The sequence below is a fragment of the Vagococcus fessus genome, assembly GCF_003987565.1.
Classification (GTDB): domain Bacteria; phylum Bacillota; class Bacilli; order Lactobacillales; family Vagococcaceae; genus Vagococcus_D; species Vagococcus_D fessus.
Map to the genome: position 1 here is coordinate 80877 of NZ_NGJY01000002.1, position 21156 is coordinate 102032.

Here is a 21156-nt window from a genome sequence, read left to right on the forward strand (position 1 = left end):
CTCTTATTTTTTTCCTGTTTTATTTACTTCACTGCATTTAATTTTGTAATCAACTTATCTAATTTTTCATCATCAATTAACTGACCTTGAGAAAAATTAATTATTCCTCGTAATGGCATATTATTATACGTCGCAATACCTAATTCAGTATCTACTTTGTCATTATCGCTAGTCTTTTCTCTAACAATCAGACTGTACCATGTTTCAAATAGCTCACGAGCAATTTCATATTTTTTTGGATCTGCTGCAACATCTCTAACTGGTGTATTTCGAGTCACACGTGTTGCTAGTGGGGTATTATTTTCAACAGTAATACTTGTTTTTAATACAAGTTGATCTGCTGACTTCCCAACCGCTAATTGATACTCACCTGATGCAACGTACCATTCATTTGCAACTGAATCAAAGTATTTTAAAGCTTCTTTATCAACAATAAAAGTGACTTCGGTAGATGCGTTTGGCTCCAATTCTACCTTATCGAATCCTTTTAACTCTTTAATAGGACGTGGGACTGTTGCACCTAATGGTAAAACATACAATTGTACAATTTCTTTTCCTTTGGTATTTCCTGTATTCGTCACAGTAACTGTCACGGATACTTTTTCATCTGCAGACATATTTTTAGCACTGATTGTTAAGCCACTATAAGTAAATTCTGTGTAGCTAAGTCCATGCCCAAATGGATAGCGTGTTGTAAGCCCTGCCTTATCATAATGACGGTAGCCTACAAAAATATCATCTGTATAAACTGTTTCATCTCTGACACCTGGGAAATCATGGTGGCATGATACATCGCTTAATTTTTCAGGGAAACTTTCCGCTAATTTCGCACTAGGATTTACTTTCCCTACTAAAATATCTGCAATAGCACCTCCACTTGCTTGGCCTCCTAAGTATGCTTCTAAAATACTTTTCGCCTTGCCATCCCAAGATAAATCAATAGCTGAACCATTTGACAATACAACAATCACATTTGAATTAAAAGATGAGACTGCTGATAATAACTCCAATTGATTTTCTGGTAAGTTTAGATGAGTTCTATCCAACCCTTCCGCTTCGTAACGAGCTGGTAAGCCTAAATGTAAAATAACTTTATCTGCTTTACGTGCCAACTCGCAAGCTTCAATTACTAACTTATTAGATTCTGACACATCAAGGTCTGCTTCGTATCCTCTTGTAAAAGTTACATTACCTTCTGGCATTAATTTCGTTAACTCTTCACGTAAATTCTCAATTTTTGTTGGAATAATGTGAGAACTTCCGCTACCTTGGTAACGAGGTTTTTGAGCTAAATCACCTATTAATAACACCTTATCTGTTTGATTTAGCGGCAACGTATTATCTTCATTTTTCAATAAAACCATTGTTTCTGCCGCAACTTGACGTGCGAATTCGTGGTGTTCTTCTTGATCATACATGTCATATTTTTTCGTAATTTCTGTTTTTTCAATTAACGCTAAAATACGTAGGACTACCTTATCTAAATCACTCTCTAGTAATTCACCACTTTTAACGGCTTTAACAATTTTGTTAGGTGAGTAATCGCCTGTTGTCGGCATCTCAACATCATGGCTGGCTTTAATCCCATTAATACAATTATCAACAGCCAACCAATCTGATACTAGAACACCTTCAAATCCCCACTCGTCACGTAAGACATCTTGTAACAAACGTTTGCTTTCGTTAACATATTCCCCGTTTACTTTATTATATGAGGTCATAATTGTTGTCGGTTGTGCCTCTTTAACAATGTGTTCAAAGGCTGATAAATAGATTTCTCTAAGAGCACGTTCACTCACTTTAGCATCAATTGTCATACGGCGTGTTTCTTGATTGTTCACTGCAAAATGTTTTAATGATGTCCCAACACCCATCGACTGTGTCCCTTTAACTTGTTCCGCACCCATTTGTGCTGTTAAATACGGGTCTTCTGAAAAATACTCAAAGTTACGACCACATAAAGGCGAACGTTTGATATTAATACCAGGTCCTAATAACACGCTAACGTCATGAGATAAACACTCTTCACCAAGAGCCTCCCCTACTTGATACACTAATTCACGGTTCCAAGATGACGCTAACCCTACAGCAGGTGGGAAACAAATCGCTGGCTCACTATCCATAAAACCTAAATGATCAGATTGGTCACGGCGTTGTTTTCTTAACCCATGTGGTCCATCTGTTAAGGCAATCTCTGGAATACCTAAACGGTCAACTCCTCTTAAATCCCAGAACGTTCCTCCAGAACATAATCCTGCTTTTTCTTCTAATGTTAACTCACTTAATAATGCTTGATAATTGTTTGTCATAGTTACTCTCTCTTTTCTTAATTAGTTTTTTTGTTTGATTTTTCCAAATATAAATGTTCCTACAAAGGCTATTACAAACGTAACAACCGATGATAAAATGCCTAACCTCATACTAGAATCTGGTCCAATAAATAGCGGATAATATAGCGCACTTAAAATCGGTGTAAATTGGAAAATTTTAACACCTAAGAAGCTAATTAAACCTCCGCCTAGTGCTGATGCAAAAGCCCCAATAATAAATGGTTTGCCGTGCTTCAAATTAACACCATAAATCGCCGGTTCTGTAATACCAAAGAATGCTGGTATTAATGTCGATATAGTCAAAGCTTTATCCTCTTTTGCTACATGTCTGATCATTCCTGCTGCCGCTCCAAATTGACCAAAAACTGCCATCATCATAATTGGTAAAATCGTGTCATAACCAAGTGATTGAATGTTAATCATTGCCACTGGTAAAATGCTCCAATGAATACCGAAAACAAATGTGAAAGGAAATAAAGCGCCTAATAATAAGCCTGCTATTAAGGGGCTAAATCCATAAGCTTGACCGTATACCCATGAAATACAACTACCTAGAGCCATACCCAAAGGACCAATCACTAGGAAAGTGACGAAGCCTGCTACTAGTAAAGTTAACGCTGGGACTACAACTACTTCCGCTACGTCTGGTACTATTTTTTTGAAAAAACGTTCGATATAGCCTGCTACCCAAACCGCTAAGATTGTTGGAATAACTGCTCCACCATATCCTTTTACCCCTAAACTTAACCCAAATAAATGAATCGCATCAGGCATATCCGTTGCTGTTAAGGGGAATAATAAAGCCGTCGCTAATGCAACACCAATATAAACGTTACTCTTAAATACTTTGGCTGTTGTTATCCCAATAAAGACTGGTAATAAAGTAAAAACCCCGGATGAAACTGATGTTAACACCACACTAATTAATGATTCTGCTGAAATTATCGTCATTTTTTGTAAAAGTGTGTTGAGCGCCATCAAAATTCCTGCTCCAGCTAAAATCCCTATATAGGGAGTAAAAATAGCTGAAATTATCGCAATTACTTTATTAAGCCCTCTTACTTCTTGGCCTGATTCTGTTGCTACTGTTTCATTCAACTCCATTGCCTCCTTAATAAAATCGCTTCAACCCTCCTTTTAGCTATAATTAGCTCACTCGAGTATCCGCCTGTTTTATTTTTCTTCTTTTTGATTTCCTTCAGCTAATTCTGCTTGATACTCTTCTTTGCGAGTTTGCCAATACGCTTTATCCTCGTCTGTAATCGGACGTAAAACTTTACAAGGATTTCCAACTGCTATTACGTTATCTGGAATATCTTTCGTCACGACTGACCCCGCTCCAATAACCACATTACTTCCAATTGTGACACCTGGTGTTACGATTGTATTTGCTCCTAACCACACATCATCTCCTATTGTGATAGGTGAACCGAATTCATAAAACTCATGACGAATATCTTTATCAATCGGATGATTAGCTGTGTACAATCCTACTTTTGGTCCTAAGTAAGCACGATCACCAATTGTAATTGGCGCAACATCTAGCATCGTACAATCAAAATTAGCGAAGAAATAATCACCCACCGAAATATTAAAGCCATGGTCACATTTGAATGGTGTTTCAACTAAAAATAAATCTGGTGTCTTACCAAATAATTCTTTGATGATGCCGTAGCGTAACTCCTCATCATGTGGATGTGATTGATTAAATTTATAAAGGAGTGAGCGTGCTCGACTTAACCCTGCATTAATCTCCACATCATTTCCTGATAAATAAAAATCACCAGCAATCATTTTTTCTTTTTCTGTTCTCATCTTATCTTCCTCATTTCTTTTAATTTGTCTGACTGACAAGACACAGTATACGGCTGCTAATTCGGTATAACTAGATGATTTCACTCTCTTTTTCTAACTAATGAGTAAAACGGGATAATAATATCCAAAAATTGCGTTTTTATTCATCATAAGTTACGATTAAGAAAAGATAACAAGGAGGCAGACACGTGGAATTTAAACAGGTTCAAAAACTAATCAAAGACATACACGGCGTTGAGTTGCATGCCATTCACTCAACTGATGACCTAAAAAAAATAGCCCCTCACACCGATTTGGATTCAGAAAAAACACATCTTATTACTCGTTTTTATGAAAAACATCAATTTGACTTAGACCCTCTATTTGTTGAGTCAAATGATGATAGCAACTTTATTATGTTTCCTACTGCTGATTTTTATTATTTACTTGGCCCTTTCACAATAGATTCTAAGCAGACTTCTCTTCCTTATTTAAAAAAAGTAGCATTAAGGTCATTGGCAGAATTGCTCTATTATCTTATTTTTGAAAAACAAGGGGCTAAGCTATTATTTTCAGGAGACTTAGAAACAGTTCCTCACCCTTCACTACCTCACTCTTCCTTAACTCCTGATATTCCTCTTCATCAACAGGAATTAGAGGCGATGATGTTAACCGCTATTAGAGAAGGTCAAATTGACAAAGTTAAAGAACTTCTGCTTTTAAATCCCATTAATAAAGAGAATGACTCAATTGGGATCCTCTCAAAGAAAAGTTTAATGCGTCATTACCGAAATATTAGTATTACAACGGTCACCCTAGCAACACGTGCTGCGATTCAAGGTGGTTTATTTCCAGAAATTGCCTACACACTGAGTGACCGTTACATTCAGGCACTTGAAGACACTCAGTTTATTTCTGATATTAGCAAATTAATGACAGATGCTCTTGTTGAACTAACTAAAAAAGTTCATCAAGAAAAACAGTTAAACTTTAGTCCTATTACCAATAAAGCCAGAGAATATATCAGTAACCATCTTTATGAGCCTATTACAAGAGAGGATGTGGCAGATTTTCTTACTATCAGCCCAAACCACTTGGATAAAGTCTTTAAGGGAGACTTGAAAACCTCTGTAGCACGTTACATCAAACATGAAAAACTAAACTTAGCTTGCGAATTGATAGAACAGCAACAGTATTCACTCAGTGAAATTTCTGAATCTCTTGGCTTTCAATCCCTTAATTCATTTTCAAAATTATTTAAAAACTATTTTGGCTATACACCTTCACAGCATCTACGCCGTTTAAGTCACTAAAAAAGGTCAGCCACTTATACAAGTGACTGACCTTTTTTAGCAAGAGATGCTATAATAAATTAACTACTAAAAATTAGGAGTGTCTATTATGAATAACTCGCAACAAGAAAAAGCGAAACGCTTAATTGCCATGAAACAAGGTAAAAGTTTGCCCGGTGAAGAGACAACTGGTAAACGTCATACTCAAAAATCACCAACAACTAGTTTTGCTAAAACAACTGCTACAAAAAAATACGTCAAAAAACGACCTCACTAGTTTTAGTACTAGGGGTCGTTTTTCTTACTTAAATGTTAAGGTTTGTAAGTTAGCATTTGCATGCTCTGGTTTAGTAGCTGCTACAAACTGAGCTAGTTCTTTTTGAGCTAACATCACATCACGTGACTTCATACTTTTATCAGTATAGGTTTTAATGCTTTTAGATAATTGACCGACCACTTCGCCTGATTCATCTTCAAAATCAGCAAGTAGCATATAATTTAAGCCCTTATCCGTTAACTTTAAATCATCTAATTGGTCTTCTGAGTTATTAGAAAATGAACTCATACGTAAACCATTTGGCATTTTCCCAATCAAGCAAACCATAACTTTTTCGCTAGCGGTTTCATATGGCATCTCTGCAACAAAGTCTGTCATTACTTTTAACCAGTCATCATAAGAAGAAACTGCTTTTAGCTGTTCGCTAGCATAGTCTTTCACCTTATCCATATCAGATGCACTGCCTGTATAGGTCATCGCATGGGTATCATCTAAGCGTAAAATCTTAGAATGGTCTTCAATTTTTTGATTCCCTTCCCCATAAACTAAGCTATCTGTACAAATATTAATGTATTTACTATTACCAAAAATAGAAATAAATCCCATCTCTTCCATCCCTCTCATCTCTTTATCTTTACATAATATAACACTAAAAAAAGACTCTGACTAATCAGAGTCTTTCACTTATTTAAATTAGGCTAAACGGCCTTCTTTAATTTCTTTTTCTAATACTAAGCGTTGTACCTTCATTGTTGCTGTACGTGGGATAGCATCAAATGTCATGATAATTGGTTCATTTAAAGTTGGCATCTCTGCCACTAAATTCCACCAACGTGACCAATCCATGTCACAGCCCTCAGCTACAGAAATAATCGGTTGTGGTTTATCATCGATCCCTCTGACAATGACAACTTCATCTAAGAATTCTAATTGGTCCAATAAGACATCCTCTAATGCTAAGTTACTATCTACCGTTTCGATTAAATCAACTTGGCGGTCGTATAAGAATAATTCGCCAGCTTCATTTTTAATCCCGTAGTCCCCACTGTCCCACCATGCATCATAGACATTATCAGCAAAACGCTGGTCTTCTTTATAATACGTTAAGGCGCGACCTTTTGATAACATTAAAATATTCCCTGGTGTATTAGCAGGTTGTTCATTGCCCTCAGCATCCACGATTTTAACTTCTGTTAAACCTGGCATACCAATCCCCATATCACGAGAATCAACTGACATAACCGTCTCTTTTTTGTGGAATTTGAAAATCATCGGCCCACATTCACTTTGACCATATACTTGCATGAAGCATGCATTAGCATCAGCTGACGCGTTTAAGAAATCAGCCATTGTTCCTTTGTTTATCGCATCGAATGTTGAATGGAAATAAGACACTGAGTTAAATGCTTCAGGTGCTTTCTTAGCCAGACGAGACCAACGTACAAAGTTGTTAGGATGTGTCTCTAATGTATACGGTTGGTACTGAATTAAGGTTGCTTTTACTTGTTCTTCTGCAAGGTTAGAGATGTTTAATAACGGGAAGCCTTTAGACATAGCTGAACTAATCCCAATATTGAAGCGAGAATGAACAGGCGAAATATGGAAAGCCATTAATTTCTTCTCTGGAATTAAATCAAAGACATTACGTTGCCAAGTCGTGCGCCAGCCCATTGAATTGGCTGAATGCGCAATTAACTTAGGAATACCTGTCGTTCCTGATGTATGAGTTATGTAAGAAATTTGGTCACGGTCTAGGAAAGCCTGTTCAACATAGTCGCTTTCTTCAATTGGTGTTACGACTAAATCAGCTAATTTAATAGCATGAATATGGTCGCTTGCTTTTAATTCTGTGGCAACTGGCTCTGTCGCTTCATCAAAAATCAACCATGGTTTTTCTAAGCGGTCACTTAAAACACTCATGATTTCAGTGGGTAAATGATGTGAAATCATCGCAGGAACTGCTCCAATATAAGAAACAGCAACGGCTAGTAAATATGTATCAAATCGACTGCTTTTAAAAATGATGACTTTATCTTCTTTTTTGACACCTAATTTTATCAATTGATTGGCACGTTTCACGATAGCTTCTGTCGCTTTTTCGTAAGTAACCTCACGACCAAACTCTGGAAAAGCTGGTAAGTCTGAATCAGACTGAATCGTTACCTCTGGAAACTTGACACTTGCCTCTTTAAAATTGCTAAATAAATTTAATGGTTCATACGTATTTTCTGGAAATTTCATTCTGTCACTCCTTCTAAATCAATATGTTCATTTTATCACGAAGAGTATCTATAACGAAACAACTTTTTTAGCTAACTTAGTATTATTTTTTAGACATTTTTAACATATTAAGAAAAATAATATCCACAAGATTTACTACACTTGTACTCTATTACCCTATTGCTCCTTAATTTCAAGTCCTTTTTCAGTTAATAAATAACATATACCACCAAGTGATTCTATATATTTTCGGTCATGAGACACACTAATAACTGTTCCTTTGAATTGAGATAATTCTTGGTACAGTTGCGGATTGGTAATTGGACTTAGATTACGTGTGGGTTCATCCAAGACTAGAACTTCTGCTTCGCTATGAATCATTGACAGTAATAATACCTTAGCTTGCTGTCCACCGCTTAACTCACTCATTGGCACTAACATTTCTTCATGGGTGAAGTTAATATTGCCTAACATCGTGTAAATAGCCGTCTTTTCCTCTGCCTCACCTGTCTGAACCAAATACTCAACAGCTGATTGGTTCATAGGTAAAACCTCTTGATAGTTTTGTGGCATATACCCTACTTTTGATTTAGGTATCTGGTTATAAATCTCTTTTAATAAAGTAGATTTCCCACACCCATTATTACCTGTTATGACTATTTTTTGACCTGTTTCAATGGGTAAAACAATTTCTTTTGCTAACATTTTCCCCTCATTTTGTAACACAGGTACGTCGATGGTTGCTAATTTTTTTCCTGTCAGAACATAAGCAGCATAATCAAAACTAAAATAACTTTCTTTTTCATAGGCTGTAAATCCTTTAATATTTGATTTTTCTTTTTCTAAACGTGTCCGTTGATTCTTTAAATTAGCCACTTTCTTTTGTAAACGCGGATCCGCTCGGTTAACATTCTGATGTTGATGCTCAGCTTTTTGCCAGACTTGACGCAATGCTGCTTCTCTCTCTGCCATATCACGAGTCTGACTTTTTATCTGATGCTCTTCCTTTTCAATCCGCTCCTGCCTTCTCTTCCTATAACTCTCATACCCTTCTTTATCAATAGTATGAAGAGGTATATCTTTCCTTCCCGCTAATTCTATATGGAGAATAATAGTTGCTGTTTTTTGAATGAATACTTCATCATGAGAAACATAAACCACTGGAATCGTTATTTCTTTAACGAAACGCTCCAACCACTCGATTGCCTCAATATCAATATCGTTAGTCGGTTCATCTAATAAAATCAAATCAGGTTCTACTGCTAGCATCGCTAACAATTGATACCTTACTTTTTCGCCACCTGACAATGACTTAAATAATTGTTCGCTATATAAATTATCAATACCAAATTCTTTCATCGTTTTTAATAAAGTCTCATTCCAATCCACTTCTTGAAATAAATCCATTATCCTTACAGAATCTTCTTCATTAACCTGTTGTTCCAGATAACCAATAACAGAGGCTTGACTGCTTACCTCACCTGATACTTCAACATACTCAGGTACAAACTCTGTCCCTCTCACCACCTGAAGTAACGTCGATTTACCATTTCCCTCTTCTCCAATAATAGCCAACTTGTCCCCTTTGTTGATAGTCAAATCTAACTCTTTTATTAATGTCCGACCTGTCTTTCTCTCCTGTATGCTTAGTTTTCTTACCATCATCATACTTATCACCTGCTTTTAAATTTTTAGGCTGAATTTATCTAACTGTTTAACACTAAAGTCGCCTCCTTTGCGCACAAAAAAACACCTCTGCCTAAACAGAGGTGTTTTAAAAAAATACTAGAAGTATTCCCTAGTTCTCTTTCATCTAGTTGTAGACACACTGACCCTGTTTATTTATAAGAATTATTTTTCTTTTAAATAATACAGTGTTCAAATGCGCCAACTCCTTTAAAATTTATTTTCTTAAGTTTAACAATTATCCTTTATAAAAACAAGTTATTTTTTTAATTACTGATGAATAGGACACTCTATATAAAAACAGTCATATGCTAAAACGTAGCTCTCACAAGGTTCAAGTGTTATCTGATAACGATAGTCTGTCTCTTCATTAAATTCTGCAAGCCAGTCGTTAAATGTCTCGACCGTCATCAATCTATCACGATAATCCTGTGAGTCTTCTTCGTCCTCTCTATCTTCAAAAACATCGCTACTTATATAATGATAGCTATCATCTTCTTTAATCCTGTCATAAAGCTTTTCTCCCAAATTCCAAAAAGCCTTCTCACCTTTTAATTTCTTCGTCAAAAACAAATGATTTTTAATGACAATACGGTCTAAGCCATTTAGACAATTTATGTCAATCCCTGTATCTTCAAGCTGTTCATCGTAATAATATAAAGCTTTTTCTTCTTCACCTAAGCCCATGTAAAAGTCAGCAAGCTCATTAGGAGTATGTACTAGATAGTCTAGATTATGGTCTGAACCATATAAACAGTCTTTAGGGACCGCTTCTAAATAATAGTTCAACTTCTCTTTATCCCCACGTTGCATCAGTAATTGTAAGCCAACTTTATAAGTGATAAAGTCCATAACCACACTATCGCGTGACAGCTCACTAAATAATACAGATAAATCAGGATTTTCTTTGGCTTCCTCTTTTAAAAGTATCTCAACCAAACCAGCAAGTTTATCGGTTCCGTTTAAGTGTTCTTTATAAGAATTATAGTATTTTCTAGCTAACTCATACTCACCAAAATGTAAGTAAACAATCGTTAATAACGCATAGCTATTAGTATTAGTTGGGTCAACAGTTATCGCCTCTTCTAATAACGCTATCTCCTCTAACATATCATCACATTCTGTGACAAATTGAAGATTATCTTCTACTAAAAATGCCGCTAAATTTGTTAATGTCAAACTGTTACGCTCACAGTCTAAATTTTGTTCTAAAAGAGGTTGAACATCTTCAACTAAAGTTAACGCTTCTTTATTTCGTTTTCTTATCTCTCTCATTTTTTCTTCCATATTATCGTTACCTTTACTTTAAATTTATTGCTGTTATTCCATAATAATTAAGTTTAATCATGTTCCCTTGAAGCATTACAAACAGGGTGTATAATTCAACCTATATATCCCTTATAGAATACCACAAAAGGAGAACTGACCATGAGCAAATTTGAAACGTACTTTACTAAGTCACTCCCTATCGCCGGTGTAGGCATCTCTTGTTTCCCTTATTGCTTTATTCAAAAATTTTACTAAACAAAAAAGAGAACCAAATAACCGGTTCTCTTTTTCTTACTAATTTATAAAATTGTAAACCCTAAATCTTTAATATCGCTATTAAACATTATAACTGTTTCTTTTGATAACTGTTCTAAATCCATACCAACCATTGATAATTTAGATAAAATTGCTGGTGGCACTGTAATAATATCTGCTCCAATTTCATCGGCTTGGAAGATATTTATTAACTCACGAGTACTTGCCCAAAGTAATTCAGTTCCATTTTTTTTAGCACACTCTTCAACAGACTGTTTCATTAACTCTGTTGGATCAATTCCTGTATCAGCAACACGTCCCGCAAATACAGATACAATATTTTTAGTACCTGGAGCTAAAACAGCAATCGTTTCTTTAACTTGTTTAATTGTCATGATAGCTGTGATATTTAAAGAAAAGCCCTTTGCTGATAAACGTTCAATCAATGGAATTGAAGATTCGCCTTTTGTATTCATAATTGGAATTTTGATGAAGACATTTTCACCAAATGATGCAATTTTTTCTGCTTCTTTTTCCATTGTTTCAAAATCATCGGCAAACACTTCAAAAGAAATTGATTTATCTGGAATTTCTTTTACAGCTTCTTCAGCAAATGCTACATAATCAGTGATACCTGCTTTTTTCATTAAAGTTGGATTTGTTGTAAAACCTGAAACCATACCTTCTTTATAAGCTTCTTTCATTTTATCAATTTCGGCACCATCTGAATAAATTTTAACTTTTAAGTTTTCTAACATATCAATCTCTCCTATTCTTCTTCTGGTTTATTGTTTACTGCATATGAAGCTGGACGTAAGATGCTTGGTAAAACTAAGACTGCGATAACTGCTACTACGATAACGTAAATACCAACACTACCCATCCATTCACCAAGTTTACCTAAAACTAATCCGATAACTGCGAAATCTACGTCTCCAAATGTGGTATTACCAAATCCTAAGTTACCTAATACTGGCATTAATAAAGCTGGTAGGAATGCTAAAGCAAGACCATTTACAAAGGCCCCCAGCATTGCTCCACGTCTACCACCTGTTGCATTCCCATAAACCCCTGCAGTCGCACCACAGAAGAAGTGAGGTACAAGGCCTGGAATAATTAGGACACTACCTGCCCAACCTAAAATGAACATTCCGATTAAACCACCTACAAAACTGCTGACGAAACCAATGATCACTGCTGTTGGTGCATATGGAAAGAATACGGCACAATCAACGGCTGGTACTGCATTCGGAATAACTTTAGTTGCAATCCCTTGAAAAGCAGGAATTAAATCTGCTAAGATCATACGAACACCTGAATAAACAATTGTTACACCTACTGCGAATTTAAGACCACATAATAGAGCAAATAAGAATGGTGACTTACCACCTGATAACGTTGACACAAACTCTGGTCCAGCAACGATTGCTGATACTAAGTAAAATGCCATCATTGTTAAAGCTGTAGAGATTGTTGTATTCCGTAAAAAACTCCATTTTTCTGGTACATCGATATCTTCTGTACTACTACTATTTTTACCAACTAAACCACCCATCCAGCTTGCAAGTAAGTAACCGATACTCCCGAAGTGACCCATAGCAACATCATCACCATCTGTTACTTTAAGAGTTGATTTTTGCATTATTGCTGGAGAGATTGCACTCCAAGCTCCTAAGAAGAAACCACCGATTAAGATTAGTTTCCAACTACTAAATCCTAAAGCGCCTAATACTGCTGACAATAGACATGCCATGAAGAAACTGTGGTGACCTGTTAAGAATACATATTTGTAACGTGTAAAACGAGCAATTAGCACGTTGAATACTAAACCAACAACTAAGATTGTCATAGTTTCAACACCTAATAAATCTTGAGCAACAGATGTTACTGCCTCATTATTAGGAACAACACCTTTAATATTGAATCCAAATTCAATCATTTTTGCTAAAGGATCTAGGTTACCTGAAATAACATCAGCCCCGGCTGCTAACATCAAGTAGCCTAATATTGGACCTAATGTTCCAGTTAATACTTTATGCGCTGGTGACTTTAATGCAATCAAGCCCACCATCGCCATCAAGCCCATTAAAATAGCAGGCTCACTCAACATATCCTTAATAAATGTTAAGAACCCCATTTTTAAGCTCCCCCTTCAGCTAATTCTTTTAGTGTAGGTAAAATATCTTCTGTTATTTTTTTCTTATTCATATAACTTCTAGTGTAAGCAACTTTTTGACCATTTTTAAAAATATCTGAAAATTCTTTTACTGTAACAAATAAATCTGCATCTTTACCTGTTGCTGAATTAGAGTCAGCAGATTCTGCAGAAATTTCAATACCATTTTCTTTTGCAATTTCTTCAATTTTCATTTTTAGCATTAAACTGCTACCAATTCCATTGCCACAAACTGTAACTACTTTTAACATTTTATTCGTCCCCTTTTTTTATTAATTTATTAATTTCATCTAACATCAGACGTGCATTTCCACATTTTTTCAATATAGAAACATTAGCATCATCTTCTAATATCATTGATAATTGTTGTAATGCCGTTAAATGATTAGTATTATCCTCAGCAGCTAATACAAATATTAAACTAACTTGATTATCATCATCCACTTCTTCTCCCATACTAAAATCTACTGGTTGTGAACATGAAAGTAAACTGATTCCCAATTTGTTAACTCCAGTTTCTGGTCTAGCATGAGGCACTGCAACACCTGGAGCCAACACAATATAAGGTCCTGATTTTAACGCACTATCAATCATCGCTTCAACATATGACTCTTCAATATTTTTATTTTCAATAAGCGGTTGACTAGCCAACTCAATTGCTTGTTGCCATGTTAAATTCTCATCACTAAATCTAACAAACTCTTCCTTTAGTAAGCTTGACAATGTCGCTCCTCCCCTCAACGTAGTTTTTTGATTATCCAATAAATTAACTAATTCGCTTTTTAATTTATCTAAATCTTTAATATCTGCATACTTTTCAACCGTTGATATTATATCTTCTAACTTATAACTCAAATGATTGCCAGGTATCTCAAACTCTTTTGATACTTCTCTAATCAATAATTGGCTTTCAACATAATCTAAAATTGGTCTGACAACATAAAGTGGTTTAATCGTTTCTAACATTGTCGTCGAAAATATTAGATCAAACTCATCTGTTGCCAAATTTTTTATTTCTGAAATTTGATGTATTTTTTTAAATTCAAACTTTGGAAACAACTTTTTTAATGTGCTCGTTAAAATAAGTGAACTGCTAATTCCATTAGGGCAAACAACTAATGCTCTTATTGCCCTATATTTAACGCTATGATTATTTAAATATCCTCCAAAATGAACCGTGAACAAAGAAATTTCTTCATCTGAAATATTAAGCTTCTCTTTTTCAAAAAGCGGTACTAGCCCTCGTTTTACTTGAGAGAATAAAGCACCATATTGCATTGTAATCTCATCTGAAAACGGAAAATTTAAAGGAATATCATATTTAATTCTTATATAGGCTGGTCCTACATGTTGAAGTAAGCTATGATGTATTTTTTCATCTTCCGAGAAAGTAACTCCTATTAAATTAGAAACTTCTCGAATAATTTTATGAGTTAAATATTCCAAGCTAACTCCTGTCAATTCAGGTAAGCACATCCCATCCAAAGAACCAAGTATCCTTGAACTAATAAATAATAATTCATTATATGTGTAACTTATAAAAAATAACTTAGCAACTCTATTAGCTACTTCCTTCATAGAACTCAAAGGATTTGTCGGAAAATTTGTTTTCCAATCATTATTACACTTTTGCTTTCTTAAAGAAATTATATAAAATAACCATATAAGCGCCTTTTTTCGACTTGGAACAATACTTATATTTTCTTCCTGAATGATTGTTTCAAATTGTTTACAGTACCATAAGAATTCAGAATCAATACCACTATTTGATAAAATTATTTCTAAGACCCATTCCCCTATACTAGATAGTAAGAGTTGATTCAAATGCTCTTCTACCAAGCTTACCAGGGAAAATTCATCTCCTTTAAAATCATAACCCTCAGCTCGAGAATATTTATAGGAAATACCATTTTTTAAACATATTTTTTTTACTTGTCTTACCTCATTCAATATGGAATTTTTACTTAGTCCCAATAATTCCTGTAGATGATAGTTTGAAATAAAATTACTATTTAAAAAAGAGTAAATAATAATAACAGAAGTTCTATCTTGTACTAAAAATATGTCTTCTCTAGATAAGTCTAATCTACTCATCAACCACCTTTCCTTAAAGTCTTTTGGGAGCGAAAATTTATTATTCTTAATATTGATACTAAAACCAAACTGTTTAAATAAAATTGGATTAATTTTATCTACTTCAGAAATCAGTCTTTTTTTATTTGTTTCCAATACTGCTGCAGCCTCATCCAAATCAATATCTGAATGTCTTGAGATAAGTTCTAATAAATCAATACTAAGTTGGTTCAACATTTCATCCACTCCTATATTCAAATTATATTATAAAGCGCTTTCAATTAAAATGATGATTCGGCACAGTTTTAATTAACTGTTTTAATTTACTATTGTGCCCTAATTACACTAATCAATTTAGTTGATTAGTGTAATATTTTCAAGAATTTTGAATTAAAACCTAAAAAACACCACACATTAAAATTAATGTGTGGTGTTTTTTAGCCTTTAAATCCATTTGTCTCAGCTAATTCTTTGAACCAAATCCCACTCTTCTTAAGAGTACGCTCAAAGTTATCATCTAACTCCATACGGTAGAATCCATAACGATTTGTGTAGCCATTTAACCATGACCAGCAATCGATAAATGTCCATGTGTGGTAACCAAAACAGTTACTTCCTGCTTCAATTCCTCTATGTAGTTCTTTCAAATGATCCATCATAAATTCAATACGATAGTCATCTTGAATTTGTCCTGATTCATCCATGAAACGTTCTTCTTGTGCGACACCCATTCCATTTTCAGATACAAACCACGGAATATTTCCATAATCTTCTTTCATCATGATGGCAACGTCATAAAGAGCTTCTGGGTAAATCTCCCAACCACGGTACTCATTCATTTTACGCTCTGGCCAAATGTAAGGAATATAAAAATCAGACGGATCTGTTGCGTTCCCAACTAATTTTTCTTTAGGCTCTTGCACACGTCTTGGTTGGTAATAGTTTAATCCAATAAAATCAACTTTATTTTCAGCAATTAATTCTTTATCGCCTGCAACTGTTTCTGGTAATAAATCATTAGCCGCTAATAATTCTTTTAATTCAACTGGGAACTCACCTAACACAACTGGGTCTAAGAAGCTCTTCGTATTTAACAAATCAGCTTGCTTCGCAGCTAATGCATCGCCCTCTGTTTCACCACGAGAATAACAGGGTGACACGTTTAGGATGATACCAATTTTACCTTCTTGTTTAAGTTCTTTGTACGCAGCAACTGCTTTAGTGTGCGCCATAATTGTATTGTAACCCACTTGGATTGCTTTTTTGAAATCGTGGATAGCTGGATAATGATAGCCATATAAATACCCACATTCCACATGAACGATTGGCTCATTGAATGTTGCCCATGTATCTACTTGATCGCCAAATAATTCGAAGGCTGTTTTAGCGTAAAAGGCAAAAGCATCAACTGACTCACGCGCTTCCCAACCGCCTTTTTCCATTAACCACCACGGCATATCAAAATGGAATAAATTAATAACAGGCTTAACGTTATTTTTTAATAATTCCGTAAAGTAATCACGGTAAAACGTAACCGCTTCTTCGTTGACTGTCTTACCATCTGGTAATAAACGAGCCCATGAAATTGATGTTCTAAATGAATTCATACTAATATCTGACATTAATTTAGCATCATCTTTGTACATGTTGTACATATTTGATGTTGTTTCGGGCCCTTGATTTGGGGTGAATTTGTCAGGACTTAACTCATACCATTTATCCCAAGTTGTAGGTGTTTTACCATTTTTACTACCATGACCTTCTGATTGTGGTGCTGATGTTGCAGCTCCCCATAAAAAGTTTTCTGGAAATTTATACATAATACGACTTCCTTTCGTAATGCCTAATATTCTCTTAAAATATCTTCAGTTTCAATCCATTTTTGAGAAGCTTGTAGGCTAATATATTTTTCAAATATCAAATCCAATTGTATTAAAATAGGAATTTGAGGTGAGATATTCCCTAGTGACTCATTTTTATGCAACGAAGCAGCTATTAGTGTTTCAGTTGCATAGTTTCGTAATTCTGAATCAGGATTACCTGTTATTAGGACAATCTTAGCTCCGCGCTCTGCTGCAGTTGCAACAGATAAACGTAGACTCTCGCTATTACCTCTTAACGAAGACACCATAATTAACTCGTCGGTCTCACAAAAATTAGCAGACATCCGTGTAGAATGTTCATCAGAAATAACAGATACAAATTTACCTAAACGCGCACATTTAAACTGAAAATCTAAACCCGCATAAGAATTAAATCCCATTCCCCAAAAATAAATAAATTTCGTGTCCGCTAGTAATTCACAAACGCGTGCTACAGTTTCTTCATCATAGCGATCATCACTACGAGTTGCTAAAGCATGATACGTTGCTGTTACAGAAGAGGATACCGACTGTTCTCCTCCATCATTTTCTAATGACAGATTATAGAGAAACGTTAATTCTTTATAGTTATTCAATCCTATTTTCTTACAAAATCGCGTAATGGATGCTTGGGATACGTTTATTTCATTTGATAAATCACTAATGGTTAAACTTTTTTGTTTTGACAGAAAATAATCTGCCACCACCTGTTCTACATTTGTATATGTCTTACGATATGATTCAATCAATAAAAATAAATTATTATTCACTCTTAACCCACCTTTTAAAATAACAATACTGTTTTAATTTCCCCAGGTTTAAAAGTTCCTAAATCAATCTCAGTACCATTTTGTTTCTCTGATACTATATTACCTAATAAATCGCTCATTGCAAAGCTTGAATTTCCAGATAAGAGAATTTTTCCACCATTTTGTACTTCTGACATGTTTGGGTTGAAGAGACGTATCTCTGTATTATTATCTTTATTTTTACGAACAGAGCTTAAAACGGTTTGATTAGGTTGAACTTCAAAGCCATTTGGTTTCTCCACTTTAGTTAATAATGGGTTAGAAACAAAGTATTTTAAAGTCGTTGTGAAACGGTTTAGCTCTTGAATTTGATAGAATGGTACACTAATCGCATAGTCTTCAAATGTTTTCATAATTGAGCTTGGTGAGTACGCCTCTTCCACTACAATTGAAAATTTAAATTTCAATGTTTCAAGTAATTGACTATCTGGCGTAGGAACATACTTAAATTCATTACCTGAGGCAATACCTGGACGTCTTTGTAAATCTGGTTTACCTAAGAATCCAACTGAACGGTATAAGGTTAACGCGATATTTTCAAAATTATCACCTATTAACTGATACTCTTTAATTCCTTTTGATAAAACAGTCCAACTGCTTTGATCGTTATGACTATTAATATAGTTAATCATTGGGAAAATTGCCGTTGGTTCTTCTTTCCAACCTAGCTCTTGCCAATTTCCTAAATTCTTATCAACAACATCTCGTTTGATTGTTCCAAACGGCGTATTTGTATAAGAATGACTAGCGCTTACTGTTGTTTTTACGACTGCTCTTAAACGATGATCAAACGCTGTATTATCTACTTCTAAATGACAATCAATTCTGTTATGTTCAGGTTCAACAGAAAGTTTTAGTCGATAAGGTAATGCTGTATCACACTGTTTTTCACTACGTTTAATTAAATCATAAGGAACTTGCCACTCGCCATTAATTTCTAATGTTTGACGACACGCGCCTTTTAATACAGTAGCATCGGCTCCCTTGAAGTCTAACTGTGCAATAAAGTCTTCTTCTGGTGGTGAGTAATCATAAGTATCACCATCATCACCTGAATCCTCAATAGATAAGAAGTTAGAGACTACGTCATTTGTTTTCTTATTGAACAACTCTAATTGCCCGTCTTTATAAGTTACTTTAATGCTATCATTTTCAATTGTATAATCTTGAGATATTACTTTTTCATTTGCAAATGTTGATGTTGATTTTTCGATAACTTTATATTCTGCAAACGTCATTGGAGCAACCTCAACCTCTGCCAATACTTCATGAATATAGTAGAAATTTGTTTCATCCATATCTTCTTTATTCTTACGAATTGATCCATTATATTCTTTGATTGTATTTAGGTGTTGAACAGGTACACTATTCCCAGCTGGATCTACTAATTCAAAAAATTCTGATTCAGTCGAAATATTAAACTTCGCTACTTTTTTCATTGGTACTGGTCTAGGATTAAAGAATAATAAATCATTCTCTGAAACAGTTTGACGTGATTCAGCAATCTTACGTGTTAAATAATCAATGATTGAGTAAGATAATTGGTCGGCTTCAATAAAACGCTCCACAATAATACGGTTAGTCTTATCACTGTTGCACCCACCTGCACTATCGTGGGCTTGATTTTTAGACAATAGTTTCCAAATTCTATCAAGTGCTCCTTTTTTGTAAGGAATACCCAAATCATCTGCCATAATCATTAGTGGTTCAACTTGGTATATCATACGACGTTCAATCTTATCATTTAAATATTTGTGATCATAACGAGAAGAATAAATGGAACGATGAATTTTAGAAACTGAACTTGAAATAAATTCACCTTCAACTGTCTCTAAATTATCAGTGTTTAACTCATCAAAGAAGATATCATAATTACTTTCAACAAACTCACAATCAGGATGTCTTTCTTTATAGTAAGCCATACGATCACGTAAATTATAATCTACATAACGTTGGTCACCACCAACTGGCATAACCAAATGTTCTGATGTTGCACCTTTTGAAATTTTATCCATTAGCTTTTCAGTATCATCTGAATAAATTAAGGCACCACCTGTGTAATAACCATCTTTAATATTTGAAACGACTACCTCAGACCCATCTTCTGCTTTCCAAATAAACTCACGATCTGTTGTTTTATCGTTAGGAACACCACGCCAAAAAACAGACTGCTTGAAATCAAACCCATTATAAATCTTAGGCATATCTTTACTTTGACCGAATGAATCAGGAAGATAACCTATCTTCATATGACCACCTAGACCATCAGCTAATTCAATTCCTAACTCTAAGTTACGTACAATCGACTCACCTGATATGATTAACTCATCTGTTTGAGTATACCAAGGTCCGATAATTAATTTTTTATCTGTAACTAATCGTTTAATTGTTTCTTTCTTTTCTGGAAATGCTGATAGATATTCATCTAACAAACTCATTTGACCATCAAGTAAATAATAAGAAATTCTATCATTTTCAAGAGATTCAATCACCTCATCCATATGATACATCAGCTGAATAAATGACTCATTATTTGTAAAATACCACTCAAAATCCCAATGAGTATGTGGGATCACATGTACTTTTTTCATAAAACTCTTTCCTTTCAAAAAAGAGAGTATCAAAGATACTCTCTCCAATCTATTTAATAATTATTAAAATGAAATTTGGTTAATAATTTCAGCTAAGACTTCTGGGTCATTACCAGAAATAATACCTTCTCTAAAATTATCATCAATCATTTTACGGGCGATCAAGCTTAATAATTTTAAGTGTTCTTGAGCACCTTCAACAGGGATTGATAATGCAATACCTGCAGAAACTGGTTTGCCATCTAATGCATTCCAATCAATTGGGTTAGCAAATTTTACTAAGAACATACCTGGTTTAATTACTGTTTCATTTTTACAATGTGGAATTGCAATCCCATCTTTAAATCCTGTAGTTGCTTCTAATTCTCTTTCTTTAAGGCCTTCAAAATATGCATCAGCAGATTCAACAAAACCTAATTCTTTTGCAAAATCAGCAATTGCTTTAAACGCTTCTTCTTGAGTTGTAGCTGTATCATTGAATAAAATATGTTTGTCATTAAAAACTTCGATATTCATTATTAG

17 protein-coding genes are annotated in these 21156 nt (G+C 34.6%); 2 read left to right on the plus strand and 15 right to left on the minus strand.

The window, feature by feature from the left end; all coding sequences use genetic code 11:
* Positions 1-23 precede the first annotated feature (23 nt).
* From CBF31_RS04775 to CBF31_RS04785, 3 genes are all read right to left on the minus strand, one after another.
* On the minus strand, positions 24-2309 hold the full coding sequence (locus tag CBF31_RS04775) for a beta-glucosidase (protein WP_126831253.1): 2286 nt from the start codon (positions 2307-2309) through the stop codon (positions 24-26).
* A 21-nt stretch (positions 2310-2330) separates the two neighbouring features.
* Complete coding sequence (locus CBF31_RS04780) at positions 2331-3428, minus strand: PTS transporter subunit EIIC (RefSeq protein WP_170167883.1); 1098 nt, start codon at positions 3426-3428, stop codon at positions 2331-2333.
* Positions 3429-3503: 75 nt separating this feature from the next.
* Positions 3504-4145: a sugar O-acetyltransferase gene (locus CBF31_RS04785; protein ID WP_126831255.1), complete on the minus strand. Its 642-nt coding sequence runs from the start codon at positions 4143-4145 to the stop codon at positions 3504-3506.
* A 188-nt stretch (positions 4146-4333) separates the two neighbouring features.
* Here CBF31_RS04785 and CBF31_RS04790 point away from each other — a divergent pair, with 188 nt between their 5' ends.
* Together CBF31_RS04790 and CBF31_RS11025 are read left to right on the plus strand one after the other, a co-directional pair.
* Positions 4334-5437: a helix-turn-helix domain-containing protein gene (locus tag CBF31_RS04790; RefSeq protein WP_126831256.1), complete on the plus strand. Its 1104-nt coding sequence runs from the start codon at positions 4334-4336 to the stop codon at positions 5435-5437.
* Positions 5438-5525: 88 nt separating this feature from the next.
* On the plus strand, positions 5526-5693 hold the full coding sequence (locus CBF31_RS11025; protein WP_170167884.1) for a hypothetical protein: 168 nt from the start codon (positions 5526-5528) through the stop codon (positions 5691-5693).
* A 24-nt stretch (positions 5694-5717) separates the two neighbouring features.
* Here CBF31_RS11025 and CBF31_RS04795 read toward each other — a convergent pair whose 3' ends face one another.
* The 12 genes from CBF31_RS04795 to CBF31_RS04850 all read right to left on the minus strand — a co-directional run bounded on the left by CBF31_RS04795 (position 5718) and on the right by CBF31_RS04850 (position 21150).
* Positions 5718-6308: a hypothetical protein gene (locus tag CBF31_RS04795; protein WP_148112186.1), complete on the minus strand. Its 591-nt coding sequence runs from the start codon at positions 6306-6308 to the stop codon at positions 5718-5720.
* Between the two features lie 78 nt (positions 6309-6386).
* Positions 6387-7934, minus strand: coding sequence for an AMP-binding protein (locus tag CBF31_RS04800; RefSeq protein ID WP_126831258.1), 1548 nt, complete (start codon positions 7932-7934; stop codon positions 6387-6389).
* A gap of 156 nt (positions 7935-8090) precedes the next feature.
* Positions 8091-9581, minus strand: coding sequence for an ATP-binding cassette domain-containing protein (locus CBF31_RS04805; protein WP_126831259.1), 1491 nt, complete (start codon positions 9579-9581; stop codon positions 8091-8093).
* 288 nt (positions 9582-9869) lie between these two features.
* Entirely contained in the window at positions 9870-10874 is a 1005-nt protein-coding gene (locus CBF31_RS04810) for a tetratricopeptide repeat protein (protein ID WP_126831260.1), read from the minus strand.
* 293 nt (positions 10875-11167) lie between these two features.
* Positions 11168-11881, minus strand: coding sequence for a transaldolase (locus CBF31_RS04815; RefSeq protein WP_126831261.1), 714 nt, complete (start codon positions 11879-11881; stop codon positions 11168-11170).
* A gap of 11 nt (positions 11882-11892) precedes the next feature.
* On the minus strand, positions 11893-13260 hold the full coding sequence (locus CBF31_RS04820) for a PTS ascorbate transporter subunit IIC (RefSeq protein ID WP_126831262.1): 1368 nt from the start codon (positions 13258-13260) through the stop codon (positions 11893-11895).
* 2 nt (positions 13261-13262) lie between these two features.
* Entirely contained in the window at positions 13263-13550 is a 288-nt protein-coding gene (locus tag CBF31_RS04825) for a PTS sugar transporter subunit IIB (RefSeq protein ID WP_126831263.1), read from the minus strand.
* A gap of 1 nt (position 13551) precedes the next feature.
* A complete protein-coding gene (locus CBF31_RS04830; RefSeq protein WP_126831264.1) occupies positions 13552-15609 on the minus strand; it encodes a BglG family transcription antiterminator in 2058 nt (685 codons plus the stop codon).
* Between the two features lie 200 nt (positions 15610-15809).
* Positions 15810-17192, minus strand: a complete 1383-nt coding sequence (locus tag CBF31_RS04835; protein ID WP_126831265.1) for a glycoside hydrolase family 1 protein — start codon at positions 17190-17192, stop codon at positions 15810-15812.
* Between the two features lie 23 nt (positions 17193-17215).
* Entirely contained in the window at positions 17216-18004 is a 789-nt protein-coding gene (locus tag CBF31_RS04840) for a MurR/RpiR family transcriptional regulator (RefSeq protein WP_126831266.1), read from the minus strand.
* Positions 18005-18018: 14 nt separating this feature from the next.
* Positions 18019-20634, minus strand: a complete 2616-nt coding sequence (locus CBF31_RS04845) for a glycoside hydrolase family 38 N-terminal domain-containing protein (RefSeq protein ID WP_126831267.1) — start codon at positions 20632-20634, stop codon at positions 18019-18021.
* A 63-nt stretch (positions 20635-20697) separates the two neighbouring features.
* Positions 20698-21150 (minus strand): PTS sugar transporter subunit IIA, encoded by a 453-nt coding sequence (locus CBF31_RS04850; protein ID WP_126831268.1) that lies wholly within the window; start codon positions 21148-21150, stop codon positions 20698-20700.
* Positions 21151-21156 lie beyond the last annotated feature (6 nt).